The sequence below is a fragment of the Streptomyces sp. NPDC005955 genome (assembly GCF_042871255.1).
Taxonomy (GTDB): Bacteria; Actinomycetota; Actinomycetes; order Streptomycetales; family Streptomycetaceae; genus Streptomyces.
In genome coordinates this window covers 636,583-661,416 of the sequence record NZ_JBIAIF010000002.1, presented here as the reverse complement: position 1 = coordinate 661,416, position 24,834 = coordinate 636,583, and the positions used below count along the sequence as shown (strand labels likewise).

At 71.4% G+C, this 24,834-nt stretch carries 23 protein-coding genes; 9 read left to right on the top strand and 14 right to left on the bottom strand.

All coding sequences use genetic code 11. The annotated features are described in order from the left end of the window. Positions 1-45: 45 nt before the first annotated feature. From ACFYOU_RS08220 to ACFYOU_RS08205, 4 genes are all read right to left on the bottom strand, one after another. A complete protein-coding gene (locus tag ACFYOU_RS08220; protein WP_389762322.1) occupies positions 46-888 on the bottom strand; it encodes an ABC transporter permease in 843 nt (280 codons plus the stop codon). Continuing rightward, complete coding sequence (locus tag ACFYOU_RS08215; RefSeq protein ID WP_387010096.1) at positions 885-2,165, bottom strand: betaine/proline/choline family ABC transporter ATP-binding protein; 1,281 nt, start codon at positions 2,163-2,165, stop codon at positions 885-887. The genes ACFYOU_RS08220 and ACFYOU_RS08215 overlap by 4 nt, the downstream gene beginning before the upstream one ends. Next, positions 2,158-2,805, bottom strand: coding sequence for an ABC transporter permease (locus ACFYOU_RS08210; protein WP_385486910.1), 648 nt, complete (start codon positions 2,803-2,805; stop codon positions 2,158-2,160). Before ACFYOU_RS08210 ends, ACFYOU_RS08215 begins: the two co-directional genes overlap by 8 nt. A gap of 62 nt (positions 2,806-2,867) precedes the next feature. Continuing rightward, entirely contained in the window at positions 2,868-3,338 is a 471-nt protein-coding gene (locus ACFYOU_RS08205) for an Lrp/AsnC family transcriptional regulator (protein WP_389762326.1), read from the bottom strand. A gap of 121 nt (positions 3,339-3,459) precedes the next feature. On the opposite strand from ACFYOU_RS08205, the gene hppD reads away from it, so the two are divergent. Further along, a complete protein-coding gene (gene hppD, locus ACFYOU_RS08200) occupies positions 3,460-4,614 on the top strand; it encodes a 4-hydroxyphenylpyruvate dioxygenase (RefSeq protein WP_389762328.1) in 1,155 nt (384 codons plus the stop codon). 458 nt (positions 4,615-5,072) lie between these two features. On the opposite strand, the gene ACFYOU_RS08195 is transcribed toward hppD, so the two are convergent. Next, complete coding sequence (locus ACFYOU_RS08195; RefSeq protein WP_391304154.1) at positions 5,073-6,596, bottom strand: tetratricopeptide repeat protein; 1,524 nt, start codon at positions 6,594-6,596, stop codon at positions 5,073-5,075. A gap of 97 nt (positions 6,597-6,693) precedes the next feature. On the opposite strand from ACFYOU_RS08195, the gene ACFYOU_RS08190 reads away from it, so the two are divergent. After that, on the top strand, positions 6,694-8,073 hold the full coding sequence (locus ACFYOU_RS08190; RefSeq protein WP_391304153.1) for an FAD-linked oxidase C-terminal domain-containing protein: 1,380 nt from the start codon (positions 6,694-6,696) through the stop codon (positions 8,071-8,073). Positions 8,074-8,105: 32 nt separating this feature from the next. Here the strand turns inward: ACFYOU_RS08190 and ACFYOU_RS08185 are convergent, their stop codons facing one another. Further along, positions 8,106-8,588: an SsgA family sporulation/cell division regulator gene (locus ACFYOU_RS08185; protein WP_385486920.1), complete on the bottom strand. Its 483-nt coding sequence runs from the start codon at positions 8,586-8,588 to the stop codon at positions 8,106-8,108. Positions 8,589-8,900: 312 nt separating this feature from the next. On the opposite strand from ACFYOU_RS08185, the gene ACFYOU_RS08180 reads away from it, so the two are divergent. Continuing rightward, a complete protein-coding gene (locus ACFYOU_RS08180) occupies positions 8,901-10,481 on the top strand; it encodes an RDD family protein (protein WP_391304152.1) in 1,581 nt (526 codons plus the stop codon). Between the two features lie 95 nt (positions 10,482-10,576). Beyond that, on the top strand, positions 10,577-11,407 hold the full coding sequence (locus tag ACFYOU_RS08175) for an RDD family protein (RefSeq protein WP_391304151.1): 831 nt from the start codon (positions 10,577-10,579) through the stop codon (positions 11,405-11,407). A gap of 20 nt (positions 11,408-11,427) precedes the next feature. Here ACFYOU_RS08175 and ACFYOU_RS08170 read toward each other — a convergent pair whose 3' ends face one another. Beyond that, positions 11,428-11,769, bottom strand: coding sequence for a hypothetical protein (locus tag ACFYOU_RS08170; RefSeq protein WP_389762337.1), 342 nt, complete (start codon positions 11,767-11,769; stop codon positions 11,428-11,430). 523 nt (positions 11,770-12,292) lie between these two features. On the opposite strand from ACFYOU_RS08170, the gene ACFYOU_RS08165 reads away from it, so the two are divergent. From ACFYOU_RS08165 to ACFYOU_RS08155, 3 genes are all read left to right on the top strand, one after another. Beyond that, complete coding sequence (locus tag ACFYOU_RS08165; protein ID WP_391304229.1) at positions 12,293-14,620, top strand: immune inhibitor A domain-containing protein; 2,328 nt, start codon at positions 12,293-12,295, stop codon at positions 14,618-14,620. Between the two features lie 121 nt (positions 14,621-14,741). Further along, a complete protein-coding gene (locus tag ACFYOU_RS08160) occupies positions 14,742-15,110 on the top strand; it encodes a hypothetical protein (RefSeq protein ID WP_389762339.1) in 369 nt (122 codons plus the stop codon). 87 nt (positions 15,111-15,197) lie between these two features. Beyond that, positions 15,198-15,890: an alpha/beta hydrolase gene (locus tag ACFYOU_RS08155; RefSeq protein ID WP_385486930.1), complete on the top strand. Its 693-nt coding sequence runs from the start codon at positions 15,198-15,200 to the stop codon at positions 15,888-15,890. A 78-nt stretch (positions 15,891-15,968) separates the two neighbouring features. Here ACFYOU_RS08155 and helR read toward each other — a convergent pair whose 3' ends face one another. The 7 genes from helR to ACFYOU_RS08120 form a co-directional block, all read right to left on the bottom strand. Next, the gene (gene helR, locus ACFYOU_RS08150; RefSeq protein WP_391304150.1) at positions 15,969-18,122 is read right to left on the bottom strand and encodes an RNA polymerase recycling motor ATPase HelR; all 2,154 of its coding nucleotides are present in this window, start codon (positions 18,120-18,122) and stop codon (positions 15,969-15,971) included. Positions 18,123-18,431: 309 nt separating this feature from the next. Next, the gene (locus ACFYOU_RS08145; RefSeq protein ID WP_391304149.1) at positions 18,432-19,157 is read right to left on the bottom strand and encodes a hypothetical protein; all 726 of its coding nucleotides are present in this window, start codon (positions 19,155-19,157) and stop codon (positions 18,432-18,434) included. Between the two features lie 30 nt (positions 19,158-19,187). After that, positions 19,188-19,874, bottom strand: coding sequence for a pentapeptide repeat-containing protein (locus ACFYOU_RS08140; protein WP_391304148.1), 687 nt, complete (start codon positions 19,872-19,874; stop codon positions 19,188-19,190). A 70-nt stretch (positions 19,875-19,944) separates the two neighbouring features. Further along, entirely contained in the window at positions 19,945-20,133 is a 189-nt protein-coding gene (gene amcA / locus ACFYOU_RS08135; protein ID WP_389762346.1) for a multiple cyclophane-containing RiPP AmcA, read from the bottom strand. Then, positions 20,130-21,281, bottom strand: a complete 1,152-nt coding sequence (amcB, locus tag ACFYOU_RS08130) for a cyclophane-forming radical SAM peptide maturase AmcB (RefSeq protein WP_391304147.1) — start codon at positions 21,279-21,281, stop codon at positions 20,130-20,132. Before amcB ends, amcA begins: the two co-directional genes overlap by 4 nt. 353 nt (positions 21,282-21,634) lie before the next feature. Continuing rightward, entirely contained in the window at positions 21,635-22,186 is a 552-nt protein-coding gene (locus tag ACFYOU_RS08125; protein ID WP_391304146.1) for a GNAT family N-acetyltransferase, read from the bottom strand. After that, on the bottom strand, positions 22,183-23,469 hold the full coding sequence (locus ACFYOU_RS08120; protein ID WP_391304145.1) for a hypothetical protein: 1,287 nt from the start codon (positions 23,467-23,469) through the stop codon (positions 22,183-22,185). Before ACFYOU_RS08120 ends, ACFYOU_RS08125 begins: the two co-directional genes overlap by 4 nt. A gap of 201 nt (positions 23,470-23,670) precedes the next feature. Here ACFYOU_RS08120 and ACFYOU_RS08115 point away from each other — a divergent pair, with 201 nt between their 5' ends. Then, positions 23,671-24,069, top strand: coding sequence for an ATP-binding protein (locus ACFYOU_RS08115; RefSeq protein WP_391304144.1), 399 nt, complete (start codon positions 23,671-23,673; stop codon positions 24,067-24,069). Between the two features lie 323 nt (positions 24,070-24,392). Then, entirely contained in the window at positions 24,393-24,824 is a 432-nt protein-coding gene (locus tag ACFYOU_RS08110) for a type II toxin-antitoxin system prevent-host-death family antitoxin (RefSeq protein WP_391304143.1), read from the top strand. The last annotated feature ends 10 nt before the right edge of the window (positions 24,825-24,834 follow it).

The window sequence follows — 24,834 nt, the reverse complement described above, 5'->3', positions numbered from 1 at the left end:
GTGCCCGCACCCGTGTCCGTACCCCGGGCCGGGTGGCGCGGCCGTTCACGTTCCCACCTCCAACCCCCGGGGGCGGAGCAGCAGTTCGGCGATCGACGCCAGCCAGTCCACGAACAGGGCGAGCGACACCGTCAGCACCGAGCCGAGCACCAGGACCGGCATCCGCTGGTTGGTGATCCCGGCGGTGATCAGATCGCCGAGGCCCCCGCCGCCGCCGAAGGTCGCCAGGGTCGCGGTGCCGACGTTGAGCACCAGCGCGGTGCGCACGCCCGCGAGGATCAGCGGGACGGCGAGCGGCAGTTCCACCCGGCGCAGCACCCCGACCGGGGACATCCCGATGCCGCGGGCGGCTTCCAGCAGCGTCGGGTCGTTGGCCCGTAGCCCGGCGATCGTGTTGGACAGCACCGGCAGCAGCGCGTAGGCGATGATCCCGACCAGGGCGGTGCGCGCCCCGATACCGAGCCAGATGACCAGCAGGGCCAGCAGTCCGATCGCCGGGGTCGCCTGGCCCACGTTGGCCAGGGCGATCGCGAACGGTGCCGCCGGGCGCAGCAGTCGCCGGGTCAGCAGGATGCCGAGCGGGATGGCGATGATCAGCACGAAGAACGTGGAGATCGCCGTCAGCTGGATGTGCTCCCACAGCCGTAGCCGTACCACGTCCCCGGCGAGGGCGTTGCGGCTGACCGAGTCCAGGCTGGCCTGTTGGAACCACAGCCAGGTCGCGAGCAGCACGATCGCGATCACCGACGGCAGGACCACCAGTTTGCGCCAGGTGACCCGGGCGGGCACCCGGGAGTTGGCGGTCGACGGCCGGGCCGCTTCGGGGGCCTCGCCGGTGTCCTGGAAGCCGACGCCCTTGACCTCGTGGGAGCCCGGGGGCCCGTTCACGGCGCCCGCTTCCCGTCCGAGGCGCCCTCCTGCTCGGCGCGGGTGCGGTCGGCGTGCTGGGCGAGCAGTTCGTGTTGGTGCTCCAGCGCTTCCAGCCGGTCGGCCTCCAGGAGTTCGTGCACCGAGTTCATCAGGGTCTCCATGTCGACCACCCCGGTGTACTCGCCGCGCCGCCCGGTGACCGCGACCCGGCCCGCGTTGTCGGTGAGGACGGCCTCCAGGGCGTCCCGCAGCGTGGCGTCCCGGGTCACTGTGTCGTGCACCAGGGTGCCGGCCCGGGCCAGTGAGCCGCGGGCCCGCATGAGGTCGCCGCGCCGGAGCCACTTGTAGGGGCGGCCCCGCTTGTCGAGGAGCAGGATCTCGTTGGTGCCGACGGTCTTCAGCAGGTCGAAGATGCGTTGCAGCGGGTCGTCGACGGTGACGGTCGGGTAGTCGCGGATCTCCACGTCCCGCACCCGGGTGAGGTTGAGCCGTTTGAGGGCGGCGCCCGCGCCGACGAACCCGGAGACGAAGTCGTCGGCCGGATTGGTGAGGATGGCCTCCGGGGTGTCGAACTGGGCGATCTGGGACCGTTCCCGCAGCACCACGATCCGGTCGCCCAGCTTGATCGCCTCGTCGAAGTCGTGGGTGACGAAGACGATCGTCTTGCGCAGTTCCTGTTGGAGGCGGATCAGCTCGTCCTGGAGGTGGTCGCGGGTGATCGGGTCGACCGCGCCGAACGGTTCGTCCATCAGCAGGACCGGCGGGTCGGCGGCGAGGGCCCGGGCCACCCCGACGCGCTGTTGCTGACCGCCGGAGAGCTGGCGCGGGTAGCGGTCCCGGAACTCGCCGGGGTCCAGCCCGACCAGGTCCAGCATCTCTTCGACCCGGTCCCTGGTCCGGGACTTCGTCCAGCCGGTCATCCTGGGGACCAGGGCGATGTTCTGGGCGACGGTCATGTGCGGGAACAGCCCCGAGGACTGGATCGCGTACCCGATCTTGCGGCGCAGCCGGACCGGGTCCATGTCGGTGACGTCCTCGCCGGCGATCCTGATCCGACCGCCGGTGGGCTCGATCAGCCGGTTGATCATCTTCAGCAGGGTGGTCTTCCCGCCGCCGGAGGGGCCGACGAAGATGACCGTCTCGCCCGCCTTGATCTCCAGGGACACGTCGTCGACGGCGGGCGCCTCGCTGCCCGGGTACCGCTTGCTCAGGTTCTCCAACTCGATGGCCGCCCCGGTGGTCGCCCGGACGACGGGCCCGTCCCCCTCCGGTGGCGCTGCGGCGGGCTCAGACACGGATCCCCCTCGGAATGGTCAGCCGCCCGAGCAGGACGTACGCGGTGTCGAACAACAGGGCGAGCACGACGATCCCGAGGGTGCCGGCGAGCACCTGGTTCAGTGCGTTCTTGCTGCCCAGCGAGGCGATCCCGCGGAAGATCTCATTGCCGAGGCCCGGGCCCGAGGCGTACGCGGCGATCGCGGCGATCCCCATCAGCATCTGGGTGGAGACCCGGATGCCGGTGAGGATCGGCGGCCAGGCCAACGGGAGCTCGATCCTGAGCAACCGGGCGCCGCGCGACATGCCGATGCCCTTCGCCGCGTCCACCAGGGTGGCGTCCACCCCGCGCAGCCCCACGATCGCGTTCCGGACGATCGGCAGCAGCCCGTACAGGGTCAGCGCGATGACGGTCGGCGCGACCCCCAGGCCCACCAGCGGGATCAGCAGACCGATCATCGCCAGCGAGGGAATGGTCAGCAGGGTCGCCGTGGTGGTGGTCGCGAGATTGCCCGCCCACTCGCTGCGGTAGGTGAACACCCCGATCAGCACGCCGAGCACGGTGGCGACCACCATGCACTGGAAGACCGCCGAGGCGTGCTGGTACGCGTCCGCGAGCAACTGTTCGTGACGGTTGCCGAGATAGCTCCAGAAGTTCACACCCGTCCCGCCCTCCTCGCCCGGCGCCGGGGCCGCCGGGGGAGCGCGCCGGTGGGGTCAGGTCAGTCTTCCTGTGACGCCTGCTCCACCAGCGGGATGATCCGCAGCGGTACGGGGTTCTCCATGACGATCGCCGTGGCGGCCCGGTCGATGCCATCAAAACCCACCACACGGTCGATCACCCGCTGGAGATCGGCGTTCGAGCGGGCCACCAGCCGGCACAGCATGTCCCCGCTGCCGGTCGTCGTGTGCAGTTCCAGCACCTCCGGAACGGTCGCCAAGTGGGCCCGGACGTCGGCGCCTTGACCCTGTCGGATCTCCAAGGTGGCGAACGCCGTCACCGGGTAGCCGAGGGCCGCCGGATCGACCTGGGGACCGAACCCCCGGATGACTCCGTTCGACTGAAGCCGGTCCAGCCTGGCCTGCACCGTGCCCCGGGCCACCCCGAGGCGTCGGGACATCTCCAGCACCCCGATCCGTGGCTCGCGGGCCAGCAGCACGATGAGCCGACCGTCCAGATGATCGATCGCCACGGGGCCTCCCTCATGGTCATCATGTACAGAAAGACCCCCTGAACGGTCTTCTGCCTGGTCATAATGCCCACTAAAAACGCAAACTATTGCGCACCTTGTGGAAGGGCGGGAGCCTGCGGCTATGGCAGCTACTTCTGCGCACCTGAATCCCGCCCCCACCACCGCGCGCGAGGCCGACCCCTTCCCGGTGAAGGGCATGGACGCGGTCGTCTTCGCCGTGGGCAACGCCAAACAGGCCGCCCACTACTACTCGACCGCGTTCGGCATGAAGCTCGTGGCCTACTCCGGCCCCGAGAACGGCAGCCGCGAGACCGCCTCCTACGTCCTGGAGAACGGCTCCGCGCGCTTCGTGTTCACCTCCGTGATCAAACCCGCCACCGAGTGGGGCCGTTTCCTCGCCGACCACGTCGCCGAACACGGTGACGGGGTCGTGGACCTCGCGATCGAGGTGCCCGACGCCCGCGCCGCCCATGCGTACGCGGTGCGGCACGGTGCCCGCAGCATCACCGAGCCGTACGAGGTCCGGGACGGGAACGGCACCGTCGTCCTCGCCGCCGTCGCCACGTACGGCCGCACCCGGCACACCCTGGTCGAACGGCGCGGCTACGAGGGCCCCTACCTGCCCGGCTTCGTCGCCGCCGAGCCGATCGTGGCGCCCCCCGCGAAGCGGACCTTCCAGGCCATCGACCACTGCGTCGGCAACGTGGAACTCGGCCGGATGAACGAGTGGGTCGCCTTCTACAACGAGGTCATGGGCTTCACCAACATGAAGGAGTTCGTCGGCGACGACATCGCCACCGAGTACTCCGCCCTCATGTCCAAGGTCGTCGCCGACGGCACGCTCAAGGTCAAGTTCCCCATCAACGAGCCCGCCATCGCGAAGAAGAAGTCGCAGATCGACGAGTACCTGGAGTTCTACGGGGGCGCCGGCGTCCAGCACATCGCCCTCGCCTCCAACGACATCGTCGAGACGGTGCGGACGATGCGGGCCGCGGGCGTCCAGTTCCTCGACACCCCCGACTCGTACTACGACACGTTGGGGGAGTGGGTCGGTGACACCCGGGTCCCCGTCGAGACGCTGCGCGAGCTGAAGATCCTTGCGGACCGGGACGAGGACGGGTACCTGCTCCAGATCTTCACCAAGCCGGTGCAGGACCGGCCGACGGTGTTCTTCGAGATCATCGAGCGGCACGGGTCCATGGGCTTCGGCAAGGGCAACTTCAAGGCGCTGTTCGAGGCGATCGAACGCGAACAGGAAGCCCGCGGCAACCTGTAACGGTTCCCCCGTGAACCCCGTCCCCGTCCGCTGTCCCCGTGCGGGTGCGCGGTGGCATTCGCGCAGTTCCCCGCGCCCCTGATCCAGGTACGTCCGGCCCCGGGTTCGCTGTCCTGTGCCGTACGCGGCGGCTCTGCGCAGTTCCCCGCGCCCCTGATCGGGGCCTCTGGCGACGGCGCGTCGTCTCCTGCGGCCCCCGACAGGGGCGCACCGCACGGGACAGCGAACCCTCAGCTGATCGGACCCCGATAGGGGCGCGGGGAACTGCGCGAAACGACAGCGCACCGCCCAGGACAGCGCACGCGCAGCTGATCGCACCCGATAGGGGGCGCGGGGAACTGCGCGAAGCGCACAGCGCACCCGCCCAGGACAGCGAACCCCCAGCTGAACGCACCCGGATCAAGGGGCGCGGGGAACTGCGCGAAAAGCACCGCGCACCCGCACGGGACCGCACAGGCTCAGGGGGACGGAGAAGCCGACGGCGACGTCAGGGGTTGGGCCGGGCCGTCCACCTCAACGGGCCCACCCGAACCCAGCTCCCCGAGCGCACCCAGCGCAGCACGAGCCCGAGGCGCAAGAAGCGGAGAGAACGAGGGATGCAACCGCACCGCGTCCCCGAAGTGCCGCCGAGCCGCACCCCCGCGCCCCAACTCCCGCTCGATCACCCCCCGGTGATAGGACACCACCGGCACCCGGGGCCCCTTCTCCTGCGCCTCGCGCACCCGTACGAGCCCCCGCTCGGCCTCCCCGGACCGGAACAACGCCCACCCCAGCGCGTCCAACACCGCCGGCCGCGCCCCCCGCCGCACCTCCGCCTCCAGCTCCGCGACCACCGCCGCGACCGCCGCCCCGTCCCCGTGGTCCGCCTCCAACCGCCCGAGCAGCACCAGGTCCCGCGCCCCGTGCGCCGTACGGACCCGCACCCGCTCCCGGGCCACCCGGTACTGCTCCCGGGCGGCGTCCTCGGCCCCCAACGCCTCGTGCAACTCGCCCAGCTCCACCGCGTACTCCGGCACGGGCCGCCGCGCGGACGCCTCCCGCAACGCCCGCACCGCCTCGCCCCCGCGCCCCAGCGCCGCCAGCGCACGCCCCCGCCCCGCGAGCGCCTCGTACCGGCCGGGGTCGACCCGTAGCGCCGCGTCGAAGTGCCGCAGTGCCGGTTCCGCCTCGCCCCGGTCCCAGGCGACCTCCCCCAACAACTGTCGCGCCCACGCCTCCTCGGCCGGGGTGCGGGCCGCGGTCACCGCGTCCGTCAGGTTCGCCACCGCGTCCTCGCGCCACCCCCGCTCCCGGTACAGCCGCCCGGTCACCGTGCGCACCGCGGCTTCGGGCACCCGTAGCCCCCGCAGGGTCTCCAGCGCCTCCCCGGCCGCCGCGTCGTCACCGAGCCCCCGGCACGCCTCGATCAGCGGCGGGTACGAGGCCCACCGCTTCGGCGCGAGCCGTACCGCCCGTTCGCCCCAGGTCCGGGCCGCCGGCAGGTCACCGCGGGCGACCGCCAGCGCCGCCAGCCCGGTCAGCGCCCCCGCATCGCCCCCGGGCCGGGTCGCCAGCGCAGCGCGCAGGGCCCGCTCGGCCCGGGGGAAGTCCGCGGAGTCGCCGGTGCGCCGGCCCCGCTCCGCGTAGGCCGCGCCCAGCACCGCCCGGGACGCGTGGTCCCCGGGGTGCGCCCGCAGGTGCCGTTCCCGGTCCGCGATCAGCACCGCGAGGTCCGCCGCCGTCGCCGGGCCGCCGCTCTCCACCGCGCTGAGGGCCCGCGCCCCGGGGCCCGGCGCGGGCGGCACCGTCGCGCGCGGCTGCGGCCACAGCACCAGCGCCGCCGCGCCCCCGGCGACCAGCCCCGCCACCAGCGTCGCCCGCAGCACCCGGCCGGCCCGCCGCCACCGCACCGCCGCCCGCGACGGCTGTTCGTCCGTCGCCGTCCCCGGCACCGTCTCCGCGGGCGACTCCAGGGCCCGGATCGCGCTCGTCGTGGCCTTCATGGCGCTCACTGTGACCCGGCCCGGTGACGGCGTCCGCGCAGGTGACGCGCAGCACGCCCGGGTTCACACCGATGGCCCCGGGTGCGACGCTGGGCGGATGAGCAGCACGAGCACCACCCTGGTCGACCGTCTCCTCACCGGTCTGCCGGCCGGGGCGGTCCACACCGATCCGGACGTCACCGCCTCCTACGCCCGTGACATGGCGAGCTTCTGCGCGGCGGGCGTCCCGGCCGCCGTGGTGCTGCCGCGCACCGTGGAGCAGGTCCAGCACGTGATGCGCACGGCGACGGAACTGCGCGTCCCGGTCGTCCCGCAGGGCGCCCGCACCGGACTGTCGGGGGGCGCCAACGCCGTGGACGGCTGCCTGGTGCTGTCCCTGGTGAAGATGGACCGCATCCTGGAGATCAGCCCCGTGGACCGGATCGCCGTGGTCGAACCGGGCGTGGTGAACGCCGCGCTGAACCGGGCCGCCGGCGAGCTGGGCCTCGCCTACCCGCCCGATCCGTCCAGCTGGGAGACGTGCACGATCGGCGGCAACATCGGCACCGCGGCCGGCGGCCTGTGCTGCGTCAAGTACGGGGTCACCGCCGAGTACGTGATCGGTCTGGACGTGGTCCTCGCCGACGGCCGACTGCTGCGCACCGGACGGCGCACCGCCAAGGGCGTCGCCGGCTACGACCTGACCCGGCTGTTCGTCGGCTCCGAGGGCAGCCTCGGCATCGTCGTCCGCGCCGTCCTCGCCCTGGTGCCCAAGCCGCCGGAACGCCTCGTCCTGGCCGCGGAGTTCCCCTCGGCGGCCGCCGCCTGCGACGCGGTCTGCCGGATCATGGCCGCCGGCCACACGCCCGCGCTCCTCGAACTCATGGACCGCACCACCGTCCGCGCCGTCAACTCCCTCGCCCGCATGGGCCTGCCCGACACCACGGAGGCCCTGCTGCTCACGGCCTTCGACACCGCTGACCCGGCCGCCGACCTCGCCGCGGTGGGCGCCCTGTGCACGGCGGCCGGCGCCACCGAGGTGGTGCCCGCCGCGGACCGGGCCGAGTCCGAACTGCTGCTCCAGGCCCGTCGGATGGCGCTCAACGCCCTGGAGGCGGTCAAGGGCAGCACGATGATCGACGACGTGTGCGTGCCGCGCACCCGGCTCGGCGACCTGTTGACCGGAGTGGAGCGGATCGCCGAGAAGCACGGGCTGACGATCGGGGTGTGCGCCCACGCGGGCGACGGCAACACCCACCCCACCGTCTGCTTCGACGCCACCGACCCCGAGGAGACGCGCCGGGCCCGCGCCTCCTTCGACGAGATCATGGCCCTCGGGCTCGCACTGGGCGGCACCATCACCGGCGAACACGGCGTCGGCGTCCTGAAGAAGGAGTGGCTGGCCCGTGAACTGGGCCCGGTGGGCATGGAGGCGCAGCGGGCCGTCAAACACGCCTTCGACCCGCTGGGCATCCTCAACCCGGGCAAGCTCTTCTGACCGCAGCGGTGCGCGGCGGCCCTCCACCGCGTTCACTCCCCGTCGTGACCCTCGTCGCCGGCCAGCGGCTCGCACGGCCACAGGTCGTCCTGCCCGCGGTCCGGGGTGGGCGCCAGCAGCGCCGCCAGACCGTCGTCGATGTGGAGCTGTTCGGTCTCCGTGCCCGGCGGCACGGCCCGCAGGGTGCGCTCCAGCCATGCGGACACGGGGGCGGCGGGGGCCTCCAACAGGGCGTCCCCGTCCGGGGAGCTCAGCGCCACCAGGACCACGCTGCGCCCGTCGACCTTGGTCGGCCACACCCGTACGTCCCCCTGCCCGCACGGCCGGAACACCCCCTCCACCAGCAACTCCCGGGCGAACGTCCAGTTCACCGGGTGCTCCGTACCGATGTGGAAGGTGATGTGCACGGCGAACGGGTCGTTCGACCGGTAGGTCAGCCGGGCCGGGACGGGAATGCTGCGCTCGGGCGACAGGACCAGCCTCAGTTCCAACTCGCGTTCCACCACGGTGTGCATCTCTTCGTTCCTCTCCCTGAGTACGCGGACCCGGAACAGGTCCACGCGAGGGAGAGCGCGTCCGCCCGGGAGCATTACGCGACTTCCGGAAAGTTTTTTCAGCGGTTCCCGGCGACCCGTCGCGTCCTGTCGCGCGTACCCGCCCGATGGCCCGTCACCCGGGCCCGGTTCCACCGGCGCACCACCGTGCCACCGGGTGGTGCGTCCTGCTCGGAAGGGGCGTGTCACGCCGGTCCCGCACGGGCGGGGGCGCGGGTCTGATAGATGTGGAGCCCCCATCACCCACCAACGAGCAGATACGGGACGACGGACATGAGCGCCCCAACTCCGGCACCCGGCGACGAAACGCCCCGTGAGGGCTACTATCCGGACCCCTCCATTCCGGGCTACGTCCGGTACTGGAACGGTGCCTCGTGGGTACCGGGCACCAGTCGTCCCGCGCCCACGGACGGCGCCCTCCTGCACACCCCCGAGCCGACCGCGCCCGCCGCCCCTGCCGCCCCGGGCCCGGCCGCCGCCCCGGCGAACCCCGCCGCCCCGCCCGTGGAGGAGACCGGCCCCGTCTTCTTCGACGAGGAGGAGCCGCCCAGGTCGGAGCTCGCGCCGCCGGCGTCCCCGCACGGCAACCGCCCCGCGCCCGCCGCCTCCTGGGGCGCGAGCCCCGGCCTCCAGTCGGGCTTCGGCGGCGACCAGGACCGCAAGGTGTCGTGGGGCGCCCCGTCGGTGCCCGACCCCCGCGCCTCCACCGCCCCGGCCGCGCCCCCGGCGCCCGCCACCGGCTCCGCGCCCCCGGCGGCGCCCGCCGCCCCGAACTTCCCCGACGCCGCGGGACGGGAGGGCGCCGGACCGGACGCCCCGGTCCGCGGCGAGGCCGCCCGGGGCGTCCCGGGCGACCACGGCACCATGACGTTCCACCGGGCGCCGCGCACCCACGCCCCGCCCGGCACCCCGACGTCCCCCGCGCCCGCCCCGCCGGGCCCGGTGCCGCACCAGCAGGGACCCGTCCGACTCCCGCCGCAGTCCACCCCCGCGGCCCCGGCACCCGCCCCCGTCGTCCCCGCCCAATCGTCCGCGCCGCCCGCGTCCCCGCAGCCCGCCGCCCCGGCACCTGCGCTCCCGGCACCTGCGCCCCCGGCTCCCGCGCTGCCGGCTCCCGCAGCTCCCGCTGCCGGCCCCCCGGCCCCGGCCGCTCCCGTGCAGCACGGCACTCCCGAACTCCCGGCCCAGGTAGCCCCCGCGCCCGGAACCGGGCAGCCCTCGTGGGCCCAGCAGGTCCACCGCCTCGCCCAGTCGGCACCCGCCGCGCCCGCCGCGCCCACCCCTGCGGACGACGGACGCGGCGAGGGGCCCGTGATCCCGTTCAAGCCCCCGGTCAGCGATCCGTTCCTGGCCGTGGCCCAGGCCCAGGCGGCGGCCCGGCCGGCGGGCCTGGGCCGACGGTTGCTGGCACGGCTGGTGGACACCGCGGTCCTCGTCGCGGTGACCGGCGCCGCCGCGGTGCCGCTCGGCATCCGGGCCGCCGACCACGTCGACGAGAAGATCGAGGCGGCGAAGCTGTCCGGCCGGACGGTCACCGTCTGGTTGGTGGACGGGACGACCGCCGGCTACCTCGGGGCCGTCGTCGCGGTGCTGCTCCTCACCGGGATCGTGTACGAGGTGCTGCCCACCGCCAAGTGGGGCCGTACCGCGGGCAAACGACTGTTCGGGCTGCGGGTCCAGGACATCGGGGCGCACGAGGCCCCGTCCTTCGGGGCCGCGTTGCGGCGGTTCCTGGTGCTCACCGTGCCCGGGCTGCTCGCGGTCGGCGCCCTGGGCGTGCTGTGGGCGGTGTTCGACCGGCCGTGGCGGCAGGGCTGGCACGACAAGGCGGCCCGTACGTTCGTCGCCCGGTAGGCGTCGGGGCGCCGGAGTGCGCCGCCGGGCCGGGCGGTCGCCCGGACGGGTGCGTGCCGGATGCGGGCCAGGGGGGTTCGCGATCCACTCGGGCCATGAGCAGCGAACCGCCGCGGCCCGGGCCCGGACAGCCGGAAGACGACCCGTTCAGCAAGCAGCCGCCGTCCGAGGGCGGTGTCCCCCCGGGCGGTTCGCCCTACGACCCGCCCCCCGGAGGCCCGCCCCCCGGAGGCCCGCCGCCGGGTGGCCAGTCGCCCGGGCAGCCCCCGGGCGGCTGGCCCGAAGACGGTGGCCCCCCGGGCGGGCCGCCACCCCCCTCCGGTGGCGGCCCGACCTGGGGCGCCCCGCCTCCCGGCGGTGAACCTCCACCGCCGCCCCCGGGCAGCGGCTCCCCGTACGGCGCCCCGCCGCCCCCGCCCGGCGGCGGTCCGTACGGTGCCGGCGGTGGGTCCCACGGCGGCGCCGACCCGCTGGCGGGGATGCCCCCGCTGGCCGACAGCGGCAAACGCGTCCTCGCCCGGATCATCGACATGATCATCGTCGGGGTGGTGGTCTGGCTGCTGTCCTGGGCGTTCGGCGTCTCCGGGTACTCCGTGGACCCGGACGAGGTGGAGTACGGCAAGTCCTTCGGACAGTCCGTCCTCGCGGCGATCCTCTACATCGGGTACGACACGGTGCTGATCTCCCGCACCGGGCAGACCGTCGGCAAGCGACTGTTCAAGATGCGGGTCGCCAACCTCGACAACGGGGCGACGCCGTCCGTCCAGACCTCGTTGGTCCGGGCGGCGGTGCTGTGGCTGCCGTTCGCGTTCTGCTGCGCCTGCGTGTGGACGGCGATCGCCGGTGGGTGGAGCTTCTTCGACAAGCCGTTCAAGCAGGGCCTGCACGACAAGGCCGCCAAGACGGTCGAGGTCAGCACCGTCTGAGCCGGGCGCCCCGCCGGGCCTCAAGGCCGGGTGGGTCCCGGCCGGCCCGCGGGTCGACGGGCGGAACCGAGCCGCCGCACCCCCGCCACGGTGTCGACCGCGTCCCGGGCCGCGGGCGCCGAGGCGGTGCGCTGTCCGGGGATGCGGGGCGTCGCGGCGCGGGCGGCGACCGGTGTGCCCCGCGGTCGGGACTTCGGCAGGGGAACGGTGACGGCCACGAGGAGGCCGAGTCCGAGTGCGGCGATGGCGATGACCGCGACGGCGATGCCCGAACTCGTCCGGGAGAGCAGCAGCATGGCGAGCGTCGAGCAGACGACGGTGGCGGTTCCGTAGGCGATCTGTGCGGCAGTCGGACGAGGCATGGCGTATCAGTCCTCGGGACTATCGGGTACGGGGGTCGGTAGGGAACGGCGAGGCCCCCCGGGACGAGGTACAGGGTACGAGGGAACGTCTCGGGGCGACTTCACCGCCTCCATGCCCCTCGGACCCGAACGGTAAGCGTGACGTGGCGCACGGTGCCGATGCACGGGGGGCGCACAGGGTCACCGATTCCACGAAGTGGACGTTTCGGCGCGCCGGTTGGGCTCGGACGGTGGTCAACGGACGGCGCACGGCGCGTCCGGATAGCGGAGCCCCCGCCCTGCATAGTGCGTTGAGGTGTTCAAGTCAAGGTCTGTCTTTTCTTCTGTAACTCCGATCGAATGACCGCACTTGTGACGCGCACACCGCGCGCGGCCCTCCCCGCTCCGGGAACCCCCCAAACGGCCGTGGTACGCGGGGCGCAGGGGAGGACACCGTCACGTGAGCAGAAGAAGCAGGACGTTCAGGGTCGCCGCGGTGACCGTGGCGTTCGCCGCGGCCACCGCCGCCTACTCCGGCCCGGCCCTGGCCGCTCCGGACGCCGGGGCCCCCGCTCCGGCCGCCGACCGGCACGACCCGGCCCCGGCGAAGGGCCACGTCGACCACGACCTCGAGGGCCCCTTCAGCGAGGCCCGGGCCGAACAGCGCGAGACCGCGCTGGAGCAGGTCCTCGCGGGCGACGCGACCGTGCAGCAGCGCGGCGGCTCGAAGGTCGTCAAGCTCGACGACAAGAAGTACGTGGAGCTGGGCCGGGAGAAGACCGACAAGATCTTCACGATCCTGCTGGAGTTCGGCGACAAGGTCGACAGCACCACCCAGCACGACCCGGACGGCCCGAACGGCCCCAAGCCCCCCGTACTGAAGTACGGCGGCACGCCCGGCCCCGCGCACAACAAGATCCCCCGGCCGGACCGGGCGAAGGACAACTCGACGGCCTGGCAGGCGGACTACAACCGGGCCCACTTCCAGGACCTCTACTTCGGCACCGGCGTCGACGAGCAGGGCCGCAAGAAGGAGTCCCTGAAGACCTACTACGAGAAGGCGTCCTCGGGCCGCTACTCGGTGGAGGGTCACGTCTCCGACTGGGTCAAGGTCGACTACAACGAGGCCCGCTACGGCTCCAACTACTGCGGCTCCTCCAACTGCGTCAACGTCTGGGACGCGGTCCGCGACGGCGTCAACGCCTGGGTCCGCGACCAGAAGGCCGCCGGCCGCACCGACGCCCAGATCAAGCAGGACCTCTCCGCCTACGACCTCTGGGACCGGTACGACTTCGACCAGGACGGCAACTTCAACGAGCCCGACGGGTACATCGACCACTTCCAGCTGGTGCACGCGGGCGAGGACGAGTCCGCGGGCGGCGGCACCGAGGGCCCCAACGCCCTGTGGGCGCACCGCTGGTACGCGTACGGCAGTGACGCCGGGCGCACCGGCCCCGGCGACAACCGCGCCGGCGGCACCCAGATCGGCGAGACCGGCATCTGGGTCGGCGACTACACCGTGCAGCCGGAGAACGGCGGACTCGGCGTCTTCGCCCACGAGTACGGCCACGACCTCGGTCTGCCGGACCTCTACGACACCTCCGGCGGCGGCGAGAACTCCACCGGCTTCTGGTCGTTGATGTCCAGCGGTTCCTGGCTCGGCCGGGGCAAGGACGCCATCGGTGACCTGCCCGGCGACATGACCGCCTGGGACAAGCTCCAGCTCGGCTGGCTGGACTACGACCTCGCCCGCGCGGCCACCAAGTCCACGCACCGCCTCGGCGTCTCGGCGTACAACACCAAGAACCCGCAGGCGCTGATCGTGCAGCTGCCGACCAAGCCGGTCACCACCACCGTCACCAAGCCCGCCGAGGGCACCCGGCAGTGGTGGAGCGGCCAGGGCGACGACCTCCAGAACACCCTGACCCGCTCGGTGGACCTCACCGGCCGCACCAAGGCCGAGCTGTCCCTCCAGGGCTGGTGGGACATCGAGGAGAACTACGACTACCTCTACGCCGAGGTCTCCACGGACGGCGGCGCCAACTGGACCGCGCTCGACGGCACCGCCGACGGCGGCCCGCTCGCCCGCGACGGCGCCGACCGCCCCGCGCTGAGCGGCGTCTCCGGCGGCCACAAGAAGCTCGCCTACTCCCTGGACGCGTACGCCGGCCAGCGCATCGACCTGCGCCTGCGGTACGCCACCGACGGCGGCACCGGCGGCCTCGGCTTCACCGGTGACGCGCTCACGGTCACCGGTGACGGCACGCCCGTCTTCACCGACAACGCGGAGACGGACGCGGGCGGTTGGACCACCAAGGGCTTCTCGCGGATCGGCGAGTCCTTCACCAACCAGTACGAGCAGTACTACATCGCCGAGAACCGCCAGTACGTGTCGTACGACCAGACCCTGGAGGTCGGCCCGTACAACTTCGGCTTCTCCACCACCCGTCCGGACTGGGTGGAGCACTACAAGTACCAGAAGGGCCTGTTGGTCTGGCTCTGGGACACCTCCCAGAAAGACAACAACACCAGCCAGCACCACGGCCGGGGGCTGATCCTCCCGGTGGACGCCAGCCCGACCCCGCTGAAGTGGGCGAACGGCAATCTGATGCGCAACCGCATCCAGTCCTTCGACTCGACCTTCAGCACCCGCGGCTCGGCGGCGTTCACGCTGCACAACGCGGACGTCCCGGCCGAGATCGCGGCGCACCGCGGGGTCCCGGTCTTCGACGACCGCAAGGGCAGCTACTGGGACGCGGCGAACCCGACCGCCAGCGTCAAGGTCACTGACACCAACACCCGGATCAAGATCATCAAGCAGCCCCGGGACGGCTCGACGATCACCGTCCAGGTGGGACGATCTACCAGGTAGAAGGCGTCTTCGCAGGTCAAGCCATGATCGGCCGCCACCCTCTAGCGGGGTGGCGGCCGACCGTGCTTAGGTGCGTCTGTACGGTCCTTATTGACACGATGTCTCACGGGGGTGTGACGATATGAGTGCGGGAGGCTTCTGCAGACTTCCGAACGGGGACGTGGTCGTGGCCCTGAACCTGCCGAGCCCGACCGCGGAGAACGCCCTGTCCGACACCGCGGACCGGGTCCGCGTCCTGATCGTCGCCGGCAACCGGGCCCGCGCCCTCACCCGGCTCCGCAACCTCGGCCTGCGCTCCGTCTACCTGCGGGGCAACGTCGAACCGCCGACCCCCGACGAGATCACCGCGGTCCTCCACCACCCCGACGGGCTGGTGTGGCGCACCGCCCCCGACGACTCGGCCGAACTGTGGCACCCGATCCGCAGCCTGCTGCGCCGCCCCCCGCTGGGCACCCACCCCGGGCTGACCGCCCGGGTAAAGGGCGAGTAGCGGCACCCGCTCCGGTGGCGGAGGCGCTCCGGCGGTCCTACGGTCGACCGGGGGGCCCTGGCGAACCGCACCGAAAGGCCCGCAGTCATGGCTGACACGCCCTCGATCGTCCTCGTCCACGGATTCTGGGGTGGCGCCGCCCACTGGGGCAAGGTCATCCTCGAACTGAAGCGCCGCGGCCACACCGGGCTGCACGCCGTCGAGAACCCGCTGACCTCCCTGGCCGAGGACGCCGAACGCACCCGCAAGATGGTCAAGCAGATCGACGGCCCGGTCCTGCTGGTCGGCCACTCGTACGGCGGCGCCGTGATCACGGAGGCGGGCGACCTGCCGAACGTCACCGGCCTCGTCTACATCGCCGCCTTCGCCCCCGACGCGGGCGAGAGCCCCGGGCAGATCAGCCAGGACCTGCCGCCCGCCGCGTTCGAGAACATCGCCCCCGACTCCGACGGCTACCTCTGGGTGAAGCCCGAGAAGTACCGCGAGAGCTTCTGCCAGGACCTCGACGAGGACGAGGCGTTCGTCCTCGCCGTCACCCAGAAGGCACCGCTGGGCAGCACCTTCGGCGACACGATCACCGACCCCGCCTGGCGCCGCAAGCCCACCTGGTACCAGATCTCCACCCAGGACCGGATGATCAACCCGGAGAACGAGAAGAAGATGGCCCAGCGCATGTCCCCGCGCGGCATCATCGAGCTGGACGCCAGCCACGCCTCCCTGGCGTCCCGCCCCGTCGAGGTGACCGACCTGATCGAGACCGCGGCCCGGGACTCCGGCTGAGGAGCCCGCGCGGCCGGGTGGAGAGCCCGAGCGGCCGGTTCAGGAGCCCGCGCGGCAGGCTCGGGAGTTCCTGAGGGCTCAGGAACTCCTGAGGACGACGAGCCGCTGCGTCGCCCGGGTCATCGCGACGTAGCGGTCCACGGCCCCCTCGACGCCCTCGCCGAACGCCTCCGGATCCACGAGGACGACGAGGTCGAACTCCAGCCCCTTCGACGTCCCCGGAGTCAGCGACCGCACCCGGGGCCGCGGCCGGAACGAGGGGTCACCGATCACACACGCCACCCCGGCCCCGTCCGGATGCTCCGCGAGCCAGGCGTCCAGCACCGCATCCAGGTCCTCGACCGACCCGTGGACCACGGGCACGCCGTTGCTGCGCACGGACGTCGGCACGTTGGCGTCCGGCAGCACCGACCGGATGACCTGCTCCGCCTCGGCCATGACCTCCTCCGGCGTCCGGTAGTTGATGCTCAGCGACGCCACCGTCACCCGGTCCAGCCCGATCCGCTCCAACCGCTGCTCCCACGACTCCTCGAACCCCTGCCGGGCCTGGGCGCGGTCCCCGACCACGGTGAAGCTCCGCGACGGACAGCGCAGCAACAGCATCTGCCACTCGGCGTCGGTCAGCTCCTGGGCCTCGTCCACGACGACGTGCGCGAACGGGCCGACCAGGGGTTCCGGATCGGCGACGGGCAGCCCGCTCTCGTCGATCAGGCTGTCCTGGAGGTCCCTCCCGTGCAGCATGGTCACCGCCCCCTCCGCGTCGTCGTCGGCCGCCAGCAGGCTGTCGATCACCGCGGACCTACGGGCCCGCTGGGCGGCCACCGAGGCGTCCCGCCGCAGCTTGCGCACCGACGCCCGCGGATCGCCCAGCCGCTGCCGGGCCGCGTCCAGCAACGGCAGGTCGGACACCGTCCACGCCTGGGCGTCCGCCCGCTGGAGCCGGCGCACCTCGGCGACGCTCAGGTGCGGGGCGCACTTGCGCAGGTAGGCGGGCACCGTCCACAGGTCCCCGACCAGGTCACTCGCCTCGATCATCGGCCACGCCCGGTTCAGCGCCCCGAGCAGCTCCCGGTTCTGGAGCAGTGACCTGCGCAGCAGCTCGGGGGTGGCCTCGCTGGTGTCCTTGTCGATCAGGATCGTCAGCAGCTCCTCCCGGATCTGCGCGCGCGCCTCGTTGTGCGGGGTGCCCGGCTCCACCGCCTCGAACGCCGCCGCCCAGTCCTCGGCGCTCAGCCAGGTCTCGGACCAGTGACTGGTGACCGTCATGCCCTTGGCGGGCGGCTCCTCGTAGAGCCTCACGGCCGGCTCGATCGCCCGCACCAGCTCCACGGACGACTTCAGCCGGGCCACCTCCGGGTCCTTCTCGACCGTCGCCGCCGCCCCCTCCGCGACCAGGTCCCGCAGGGTGCAGGTCTGCACGCCCTCCTCGCCGAGGCTCGGCAGGACGTCCGCGACGTACGCCAGGTACGGCTGGTGCGGGCCGACGAACAGCACCCCGCCCCGACGGTGCCCGAGCCGGGGGTCGGAGTAGAGCAGATAGGCCGACCGGTGCAGGGCCACCACGGTCTTCCCCGTACCCGGACCCCCGTCCACGACCAGCGCACCGCGGGACCCCGCCCGGATGACGGCGTCCTGATCGGCCTGGATGGTGCCGAGCACGTCCCGCATCCGCTCCGACCGGTTGCTGCCCAGGCTGGCGATGAACGCGGACTGGTCGTCCAGCGCCGCGTGCCCCTCCAGCCCGTCCGCGGTGAACACCTCGTCCCAGTAGTCACCGATCCGCCCCCGGGTCCACCGGTAGCGGCGGCGGCTCACCAGGCCCATCGGACGGGCGTGGGTCGCCGCGAAGAACGGCTCGGCCGCGGGCGAGCGCCAGTCCAGCAGCAGCCGGTGCCCCGAGCTGTCGGTGAGACCGAGCCGCCCGACGTACACCGGCTCCGGGCTGTCCGCGGACACGAAGTGCCCCAGGCACAGGTCCAGGCCGAAGCGGCGCAGCCCGTGCAGGCGCCCGGTCAGCCGGTGCACCTCCGCGTCCCGGTCCATCGCGTCCCGCCCGACCCCGCCGGGCGCCCTGCGCTCCCGGTCGAGCAGCTCGGACACCTCGGCGATCGACTGTTCCAGGCTCTCCGCAATGGCCGTGAAGTGCCGTTCGTCGCCGTCGATCAGTGCCGGGTCCGCCTTGGGGGAGAGGCGGTCGGGAAGGTCGAATGCGCTGGTGGTCAGGGGGTTCATGGCCTCGGTTTCGATCTGCGGTGTCGGATCGGGGGGCCCGATCAGGGGGATGCTGGCGACCACGGCGCGCGCAGCAACGAGCCTAAGCGTTCGCTCCCCGACCCAAGGACCCGGGCGCCCCCGGACCCGTCCCGGTCCCGGGGAGTACGGCTTCGGTCGGCGATTCTGCGGCACGACCGGGGCCTTGCCGCAAGCCCCCCACTGCGCTATACGTTGAACACGGAAAGCGCGCGAACATTCCCCTTTCCGCCCTCCCCCAGCTTCACGCTCGGGCCTTGTGAGCCTTGAGCCCGGTTCGTTGCTGATCGGTCACGACGCGTTCGATGGTCGGCCGAGCCAGAAGGCGGCGACCGAAGGCTGGTCGACTCCGGCGGTCGAGCCGTCGTGAGCGAGGAGCTCGGTCGGGGCGATGTAGCCGTCGCCCGGATCGAGGCGGATGCGTAGGCAGCGCAGACTGTGTCCGGCGGCAACGTACCGGCGGATGTCCTCGGTGTGCGGGTGGTGCCGGGCCGGGGCGGCGTAGAGCGTGCGGAAGATCTGCTGGATGTCGTGGTCGCCTATGAGGAAGTACCTCGGGCCGGGACCGAGATTGAGGCAGAGTCGTCTGCGGCCCCGGTGGCGCCGGGCGTACGGCAGCCGGTCGAAGTTGTCGACGTGTAGGCCGATCCGACGACCGGTGTTGGGATCTTCGGTGGTGGTGGCCCGGTTACCAGGACTGGTCGTGCAGCCCAGGAGTTCGGTGGGCCACCGACCACTGAGGGGATCGAGACGGGCGGCGGTTTCGAGGCGGCCTGCGAGGTCGTTCGGATCGAGGTTCGGCAGTGATCGGTGTACTAGCTCGATGCGGACACCATCCGGCACCGAGGCATCGGCACGATGTTGCTCGACGTCGGCGGCGCTGATCGGTTTCCAGTTCTCGTCGGGGACGATGGCCCCGTCGTCGTATCCAGGCTCGCTGGCGATTTGTCGGACGGGTGCGATGTCGCACCGGTCGCGAATGTCGTTGAAGGTGCCGAAGAGGAACTGTGGGCACATTGATTGCGCCTCTCCAGGGCGGGTGCGGGGCTACTTGTCGTCGAGGCCTTCACCGAAGGTGATGTTCAACTCCGCCGTGAGGGCTTCGGCCAACTGGAGCTTCTGGGACTGGTCGATGACGATCTGCTTGAGGAAAGCCAGGCCGCGGAGTTGGGAGAGGTCGTTGCCCCGAAGGTCGAGGCCGCGGTACTTTCCGCCGTCGAACTCGGTCAGGCGCAGGTCACAGTCGTCGATCAGGGCGGTGCCCAGGTCGGCGGTGGTGAAGGTGGTCTCGCGCAGGGTGCACTTGGAGAAGATCACAGGGCCGGCTGCGCGGAGCCGGGTGAAGGTGCTGTAGTCGATCTTGCAGCTTTCGAAGACTGCGTTGTCGAGTGTGACGTCTTCGAGCGTGGCGCCCATGAGCTTGCAGTCACGGAAGACGGTCCGGGAGACCTTGCTGTCGGTCCACTGCAGGGAGGCCAGGTCGCAGCCGGTGAACTCCACGGAGTCGATGCGCAGCTTCTCCCACCGGGTGCGCTGAGCCTTCAGGCCGGTGATCCGCCCGTCGAGGAGGTGGGTGTCGGCGAGGTCGAGGTCGCGCAGATCGGCGTCAGCGTAGTGGAATTCCGCCAACCGTCCTCGGCCGCCCTGCAACGAGGTGACGTTGGACAGGTAGAGGCCCGGCTCGTTCAGGGAGGGAAGGGTGACGCTCGTGCGGCGGATCGTGCGGGTGTTCATCAACGGCCTTTCAGCGAGGTGACTCGGTAGCCGGTGCTGTCGGCCCCGACGGGCCGACAGCACCGAACGGCTACTTCTTGCTCCAGTTGTCCCAGGTCGGGCGGTTGTCGAAGGGGGCCGGGGTCTTCGCCCAGTTGTCCCACGTGGGGTTGTTGTCCCACGTTGCTTCAACGATCACCGGCGTCGGGGCGTCGTGCGTGGCAATCAACTCCATCACGACGGGTGTGTCGGACGTGGCGAGTCGGGCCAGAAGCGTCATGCTGCTGCCTCCTTGGTTGCGAGGGTCGACAGAGCCGTGACCAGAGCCTGCCGGGAGACTTGGCAGTAGTTGGTCTCGGTGGTCGCGAGGTCGCCGTTCTCGAAGTAGCGGTTGCCGGCCTGAGCGCCGCGGCAGAAGTCGAAGAACTCGCATTCGGCCTCACAGCGGTCGAGGCCAGTGAGAAAGTCGCGGACATAGCGCAGCCGGTGTGCGCTGCGGAGGATCTCGACCAGGGGTTGTTCGAGGACGTTGCCGGCCACGAAGTCGCCGTGCTCGGGCGCCGTCGTGTCAGCGAGTTCCGGGGAGAGCAGGACCACGTCGCCCTTCCAGGAGACGGTGGGAATCGGATCGAGGCGACGTCGTTCCCACTCGGCCCTCCGGCCGTACCGGATGAGACGGAGGTACTCAGCGAGACGTTCGACTTCCCGGACCGCCGGGGCGTCGGGGTGTTCGCTGCGCCAGGTGAGGATGCGGCGCCAGAACTCCTCGGCCTGGACTGCGGTGGGCGGCTGCCGGTCGGTGTTGACCCCTTCGATCTCCTCGATGTTGAAGCCCACCGAGTGACCTCCCAAGGAAGCCAGGAACTCCAGCAGCTCCTCCGGCATCGAGATGCCCACGGCGCCGACCACCGATATGACGGAGAACGGCATGCCGTGCTCCCGCAGTAGCGTGATGCCGCGCAGAATCCGATCGAAGGCGGGCTTACCTCGAAGGTCGACGCGCTCGGCATTCAAGACGGCCGGCCCGTCGATGCTCACCCCTAGGCAGACGTCGTACGCGGCCAATAGCTCGCACCACGCTGTGGTGAGGAGCGTCGCGTTGGTCTGCACGTAGTGGCGGACCCGGCCCGCGCGTCGCAGGGCCTCGAACGGTGCGAGCAAAGTCGCGAACTTCTGCTGGCCGACGGCGAGCGGCTCCCCGCCGTGCCAGACGATGCCGACCGGATGGCCACTGGCGTCGAACTGGGCCACAGACTCCGCTAGGGCCTCGGCCACCTCCGGCGACATCTGATGCTTGAGCTTGCGAAAGGGTAGATAGCAGTACTGACAGTCCAGATTGCACCAGGTCGTGGGCTGCACCACCACGGTCTGCGGGGACGCGAACCGCTTCTGGTACCGGGCGCGCCACGGGGGCGGGCGAGAGCGCATGGGATTCCTCACCTCGACGGACAGGGGCATCACCGGCGGCGAGCAGGGGCCACGGTCCGGGATACGACCACGATCCGCCTCTCGTCGACGTGCACGCGATGACGTCGCGTTGTCATTGCCCAGGCAGCGCGGTGACGGCGGCGATCGTTCCGACGGCGGTGGCCGTGGTGAACTGGCGGCGTTTCACGGGTTCCTCCACTGAGGCTCTGACGGTGTGCCGCTGCGGCACAGAACATGCTGAGGGTCACGGTGGTGCGCATGGTTCCCTCACCGTGATGGGCTTGTGGAGTGGGAGGACGACACGTCGAGGGTGCCCATGCTCAACTCCACTTCGGGCCGTCGGACTCGGCTGGTCAGGGGATGCGGACGGGCCGCGTCATCGAGGCGAAGATAGGCGAGTCGGCGAACGGCTGCTGCTCGCCGACCTTGGCGTACCCCCATGCCTCGTACACGGCTTGCACGGCCCCGTTCCCTGCGGCCGGGTTGACCAGCAGGGTCACGCGTTCCTCGGTGCGCCGCTCCAACCACGCTTGATGGATGCGCTGCGCGACGCCCCGGCCGCGCCACTGCTTGCGGACGACGATCTCGTTCAGCGCGACGGTGCGAGTGCCGGTCTCGTCGGTGTACCCGACCGGCAGGGGAGTGGTCATGGACCTCCACCAGCGGGTGTCCGGCCCGAGCGGCATACCGAACGCGAACCCCACGGGGGCGCCGTCCTCGTAGCCCAGGACAGCGGACCAGCCCGGGCGGGAGGCGTACGCGGCCAAACGCTCGTCATACCGTTCCACGTCGTAGAACGGCGCGGTGAGTCCGAAGTCCCGGTGCCGCACTTCGGCATGGACGTCGAGCACGGTCTGCCGGACGTCGGCCAGCGTGTCGGCTGCGTGGTGCTTGAACTCGATCACCGGTAACGGTTCCTTTCGTCGGCATAGCGTTCCGCCCAGGAGGCAGCCATGTCTGTGTCCTTCGCATGCGTTGCTAGTGCGTGGCTGAACTTCGTCAGCAGTTTCCGTTGGCGTCCGGTCAGCGGAGCCTCGTCGTGGGCGGGGAGCACTGAGGACGCCGTCGTGTACGCCAGTTCCACGTCACCTTGACGGATTTGAGAGAGGGCCAGATGCGAGGTGTAGTACTTCCGGTTGCGCTCATAGCCCGGACGCAAGTGCGCGAGGGCGCGGTGGAAGTGCGCCTCTGCCTGATCGTGTCGCCCAAGATCCGACATTGCGAGACCGGACAGCCCTTCCAATTCCGAGCGATCATAGAAAGCCACCCAGGGCGCCCGAGACGTTTGCTGGTCGGCTTGCTCGAACGCTTGGGCGGCGACCGCCAGGCTGCGGCGGGCCTGAGTGCGCTCACCCGTGCGGGCTTGCGAACTTGCCAAGCGGGCAGCCGTCAGCGAGCGGTACAACGGGTCCCGGCGGCACAACGGCGAGGCCTTGGCAGCCTCACATGCGGCGAGGGACTCGGAGAAATTGCCTGTCTGTGTGGCCAGCATCGAGGCATGACCCCAGATTCGGAGTTGGATGTCGGGGTTGCCAGAGAGACCGGCCAGCCGAGTCGCGCGGTCGAGGTGTTGGTTGGCCCGTTCGGGCTCTTGATCCTCGATGGCGGCCCAAAGAGCACTCCCAGTGAAGGCTGCGGCGAGGTAGTACAGGCGCTGGCGCACACGCTGGCTGGCGGTGCTGTTCGCCTGGACATCGGTAACGAGCTTCGCGAAGCTGAGCGCGCGGGTCTCTAGTCGAACGCCTCCGCCGCGCGCGTTGTCGGCAGCAACGATCTGATTGAAGGCGGATTCGAATCGGTAGACATCGGTCATGCCGATGCGAGGCGTCGAAGCGGAGGCCGTGCCCGGCAGGGCTGCGACGGCGCTGATTGCTCCGGCCGAGGTGGCGAACTGGCGTCGTTTCACGGACTCCTCCACTGAGGCTTGGCGGTGTGCCGCCTGCCTGGGTTGGCGTCTGCGGAAGCCCAGCTCGACGGCCGTACATCCGAATTCTTCTTCGAGAGCGCGCCGTTGTCTCGCGTGCGGCCACTTCGTTTTTCCGGTCAACCAGTTGCGGACATGACGATCCTGAAGCGTTCCGAGCCTTCCTGTGAAGGATGCGATGCGTTGATTCAGCGCATCGGCTAGCTCGTGCTGCTTCAAGCCTTCGGCCTTCATCCGAGCGGCGAGTAAGACGTTCCCCGTCATGTGCTCAAAGTAGCTGTTCGTATACCCACGGTGCATCTGGCCCTGCGTGAAAATTGCCGGTTTTCGGCTGTCGGGAGCTCCCTCTAATTGCCTGTCTGCCCAGCTCACTTGCTCGTTGGAATGTGCGCACCCACTCCCGGGCCGCCGTCTCGCCGGCTCACGTCAGGAAGGGCGGTTATGGGCCGCACGTACCCACTGCCGGTGGACCATTCGGTGACCGGCGAATGGTCGATGAGCTTCACGATGACCCCGCGCGTCATCGGACTGATCCGCCGGCAGTCCGCACGGGCGCTCGACCGGCTGGACTGGCCGGGTGACCGGGACGCGGCCCTGCTCGTGGTGTCCGAGCTGACGACGAACGCGGTCGTCCACGCGGCCGTGCCCAGGCGGTTGCTGCGACTGCGGCTCGCCGTGCTGGCGGACGGTCGCCTCCTGGTGGACGTCAGCGACCCGGTCGCCCGGATGCCCGACCACGGCGAGCAGGACACCGGGTCCGACGACGAAGGGGGCCGCGGGCTGCTGCTCGTCCGCTGCTTCGCGCGGCTGTCGTGGCGGCCGGACGCACACGGCAAGACGGTCCGCGCGCTGCTGTCCCAGTGACCGGCGGGGAGCGAAGGAGGAACGACCCGTGAGGACGACCCGTCTCTGCGTCGATTGCAAGGGCCCCGTGCGCTGGTGGCACCACCCCTACGTGCGACGGCTCGACGCCCCGGGCCCGTACCACCTGCACCGATGGTGTGCGGTGGACTGGGCCATCGTGTGCGCCGGGTGCGTCCGGGCGCGGATCTTCGAACTGCCCGAGCACGGCTGCCACGACGCCCGGCGGACGGTGCGGGCCCTGCTCCGGGGGGACCGCTGCACCTGCACCTGCCGCACCCTCCTGCTCCGGCGCCCGAGACCCCGCGGTAGGTACCGTCGAGCCCATGAACAGTGGTGAATTACCGTACGCCGCAGTCGACTTCGAGCTGCTGGTCGACCGGGTCGCGGAGACCGGCGAGCGGGTGACGCTCACCGAGGACGGGCGGCCGGTCGGCGTGCTGCTCCCGGCGGGGGAGTTGGCCGAGTTGGAGTACTGGGCGCGGCGGTACCTCGGTGTCCTGCCCCCGCCGGTCCGGGCGACGGAGCGTCCGCCCGGACCGGCGCAGCACGGCCCGTACACGCAGTACGTGCACGGAAACGGCGAGCGGATGACGTTCACCCGGGGTCGGGTGGTGGTGGCCGAGTTGTACGCCGCCTGGTCCCTTGAGTGGCTGGAGAAGCAAGCGGTCCAGGGGCGGCAGGGGTACATGGACCCGAAGCAGCTCGCGGCGTTCGAGGAGTTCCTGGCGCGTCAGCCGCCGGTGGGCGAGCCGTAGGGCCCGCCCC

Bases quoted from the DNA above. Each gene is read 5' to 3' on its own strand.
- hppD (WP_389762328.1), top strand. From the start codon at position 3,460: ATGGCAGCTACTTCTGCGCACCTGAATCCCGCCCCCACCACCGCGCGC.
- ACFYOU_RS08195 (WP_391304154.1), bottom strand. From the start codon at position 6,596: ATGAAGGCCACGACGAGCGCGATCCGGGCCCTGGAGTCGCCCGCGGAG.
- ACFYOU_RS08190 (WP_391304153.1), top strand. From the start codon at position 6,694: ATGAGCAGCACGAGCACCACCCTGGTCGACCGTCTCCTCACCGGTCTG.
- ACFYOU_RS08185 (WP_385486920.1), bottom strand. From the start codon at position 8,588: ATGCACACCGTGGTGGAACGCGAGTTGGAACTGAGGCTGGTCCTGTCG.
- ACFYOU_RS08180 (WP_391304152.1), top strand. From the start codon at position 8,901: ATGAGCGCCCCAACTCCGGCACCCGGCGACGAAACGCCCCGTGAGGGC.
- ACFYOU_RS08175 (WP_391304151.1), top strand. From the start codon at position 10,577: ATGAGCAGCGAACCGCCGCGGCCCGGGCCCGGACAGCCGGAAGACGAC.
- ACFYOU_RS08170 (WP_389762337.1), bottom strand. From the start codon at position 11,769: ATGCCTCGTCCGACTGCCGCACAGATCGCCTACGGAACCGCCACCGTC.
- ACFYOU_RS08160 (WP_389762339.1), top strand. From the start codon at position 14,742: ATGAGTGCGGGAGGCTTCTGCAGACTTCCGAACGGGGACGTGGTCGTG.
- ACFYOU_RS08155 (WP_385486930.1), top strand. From the start codon at position 15,198: ATGGCTGACACGCCCTCGATCGTCCTCGTCCACGGATTCTGGGGTGGC.
- helR (WP_391304150.1), bottom strand. From the start codon at position 18,122: ATGAACCCCCTGACCACCAGCGCATTCGACCTTCCCGACCGCCTCTCC.
- ACFYOU_RS08145 (WP_391304149.1), bottom strand. From the start codon at position 19,157: ATGTGCCCACAGTTCCTCTTCGGCACCTTCAACGACATTCGCGACCGG.
- ACFYOU_RS08140 (WP_391304148.1), bottom strand. From the start codon at position 19,874: ATGAACACCCGCACGATCCGCCGCACGAGCGTCACCCTTCCCTCCCTG.
- amcA (WP_389762346.1), bottom strand. From the start codon at position 20,133: ATGACGCTTCTGGCCCGACTCGCCACGTCCGACACACCCGTCGTGATG.
- amcB (WP_391304147.1), bottom strand. From the start codon at position 21,281: ATGCGCTCTCGCCCGCCCCCGTGGCGCGCCCGGTACCAGAAGCGGTTC.
- ACFYOU_RS08120 (WP_391304145.1), bottom strand. From the start codon at position 23,469: ATGACGGGGAACGTCTTACTCGCCGCTCGGATGAAGGCCGAAGGCTTG.
- ACFYOU_RS08110 (WP_391304143.1), top strand. From the start codon at position 24,393: ATGAACAGTGGTGAATTACCGTACGCCGCAGTCGACTTCGAGCTGCTG.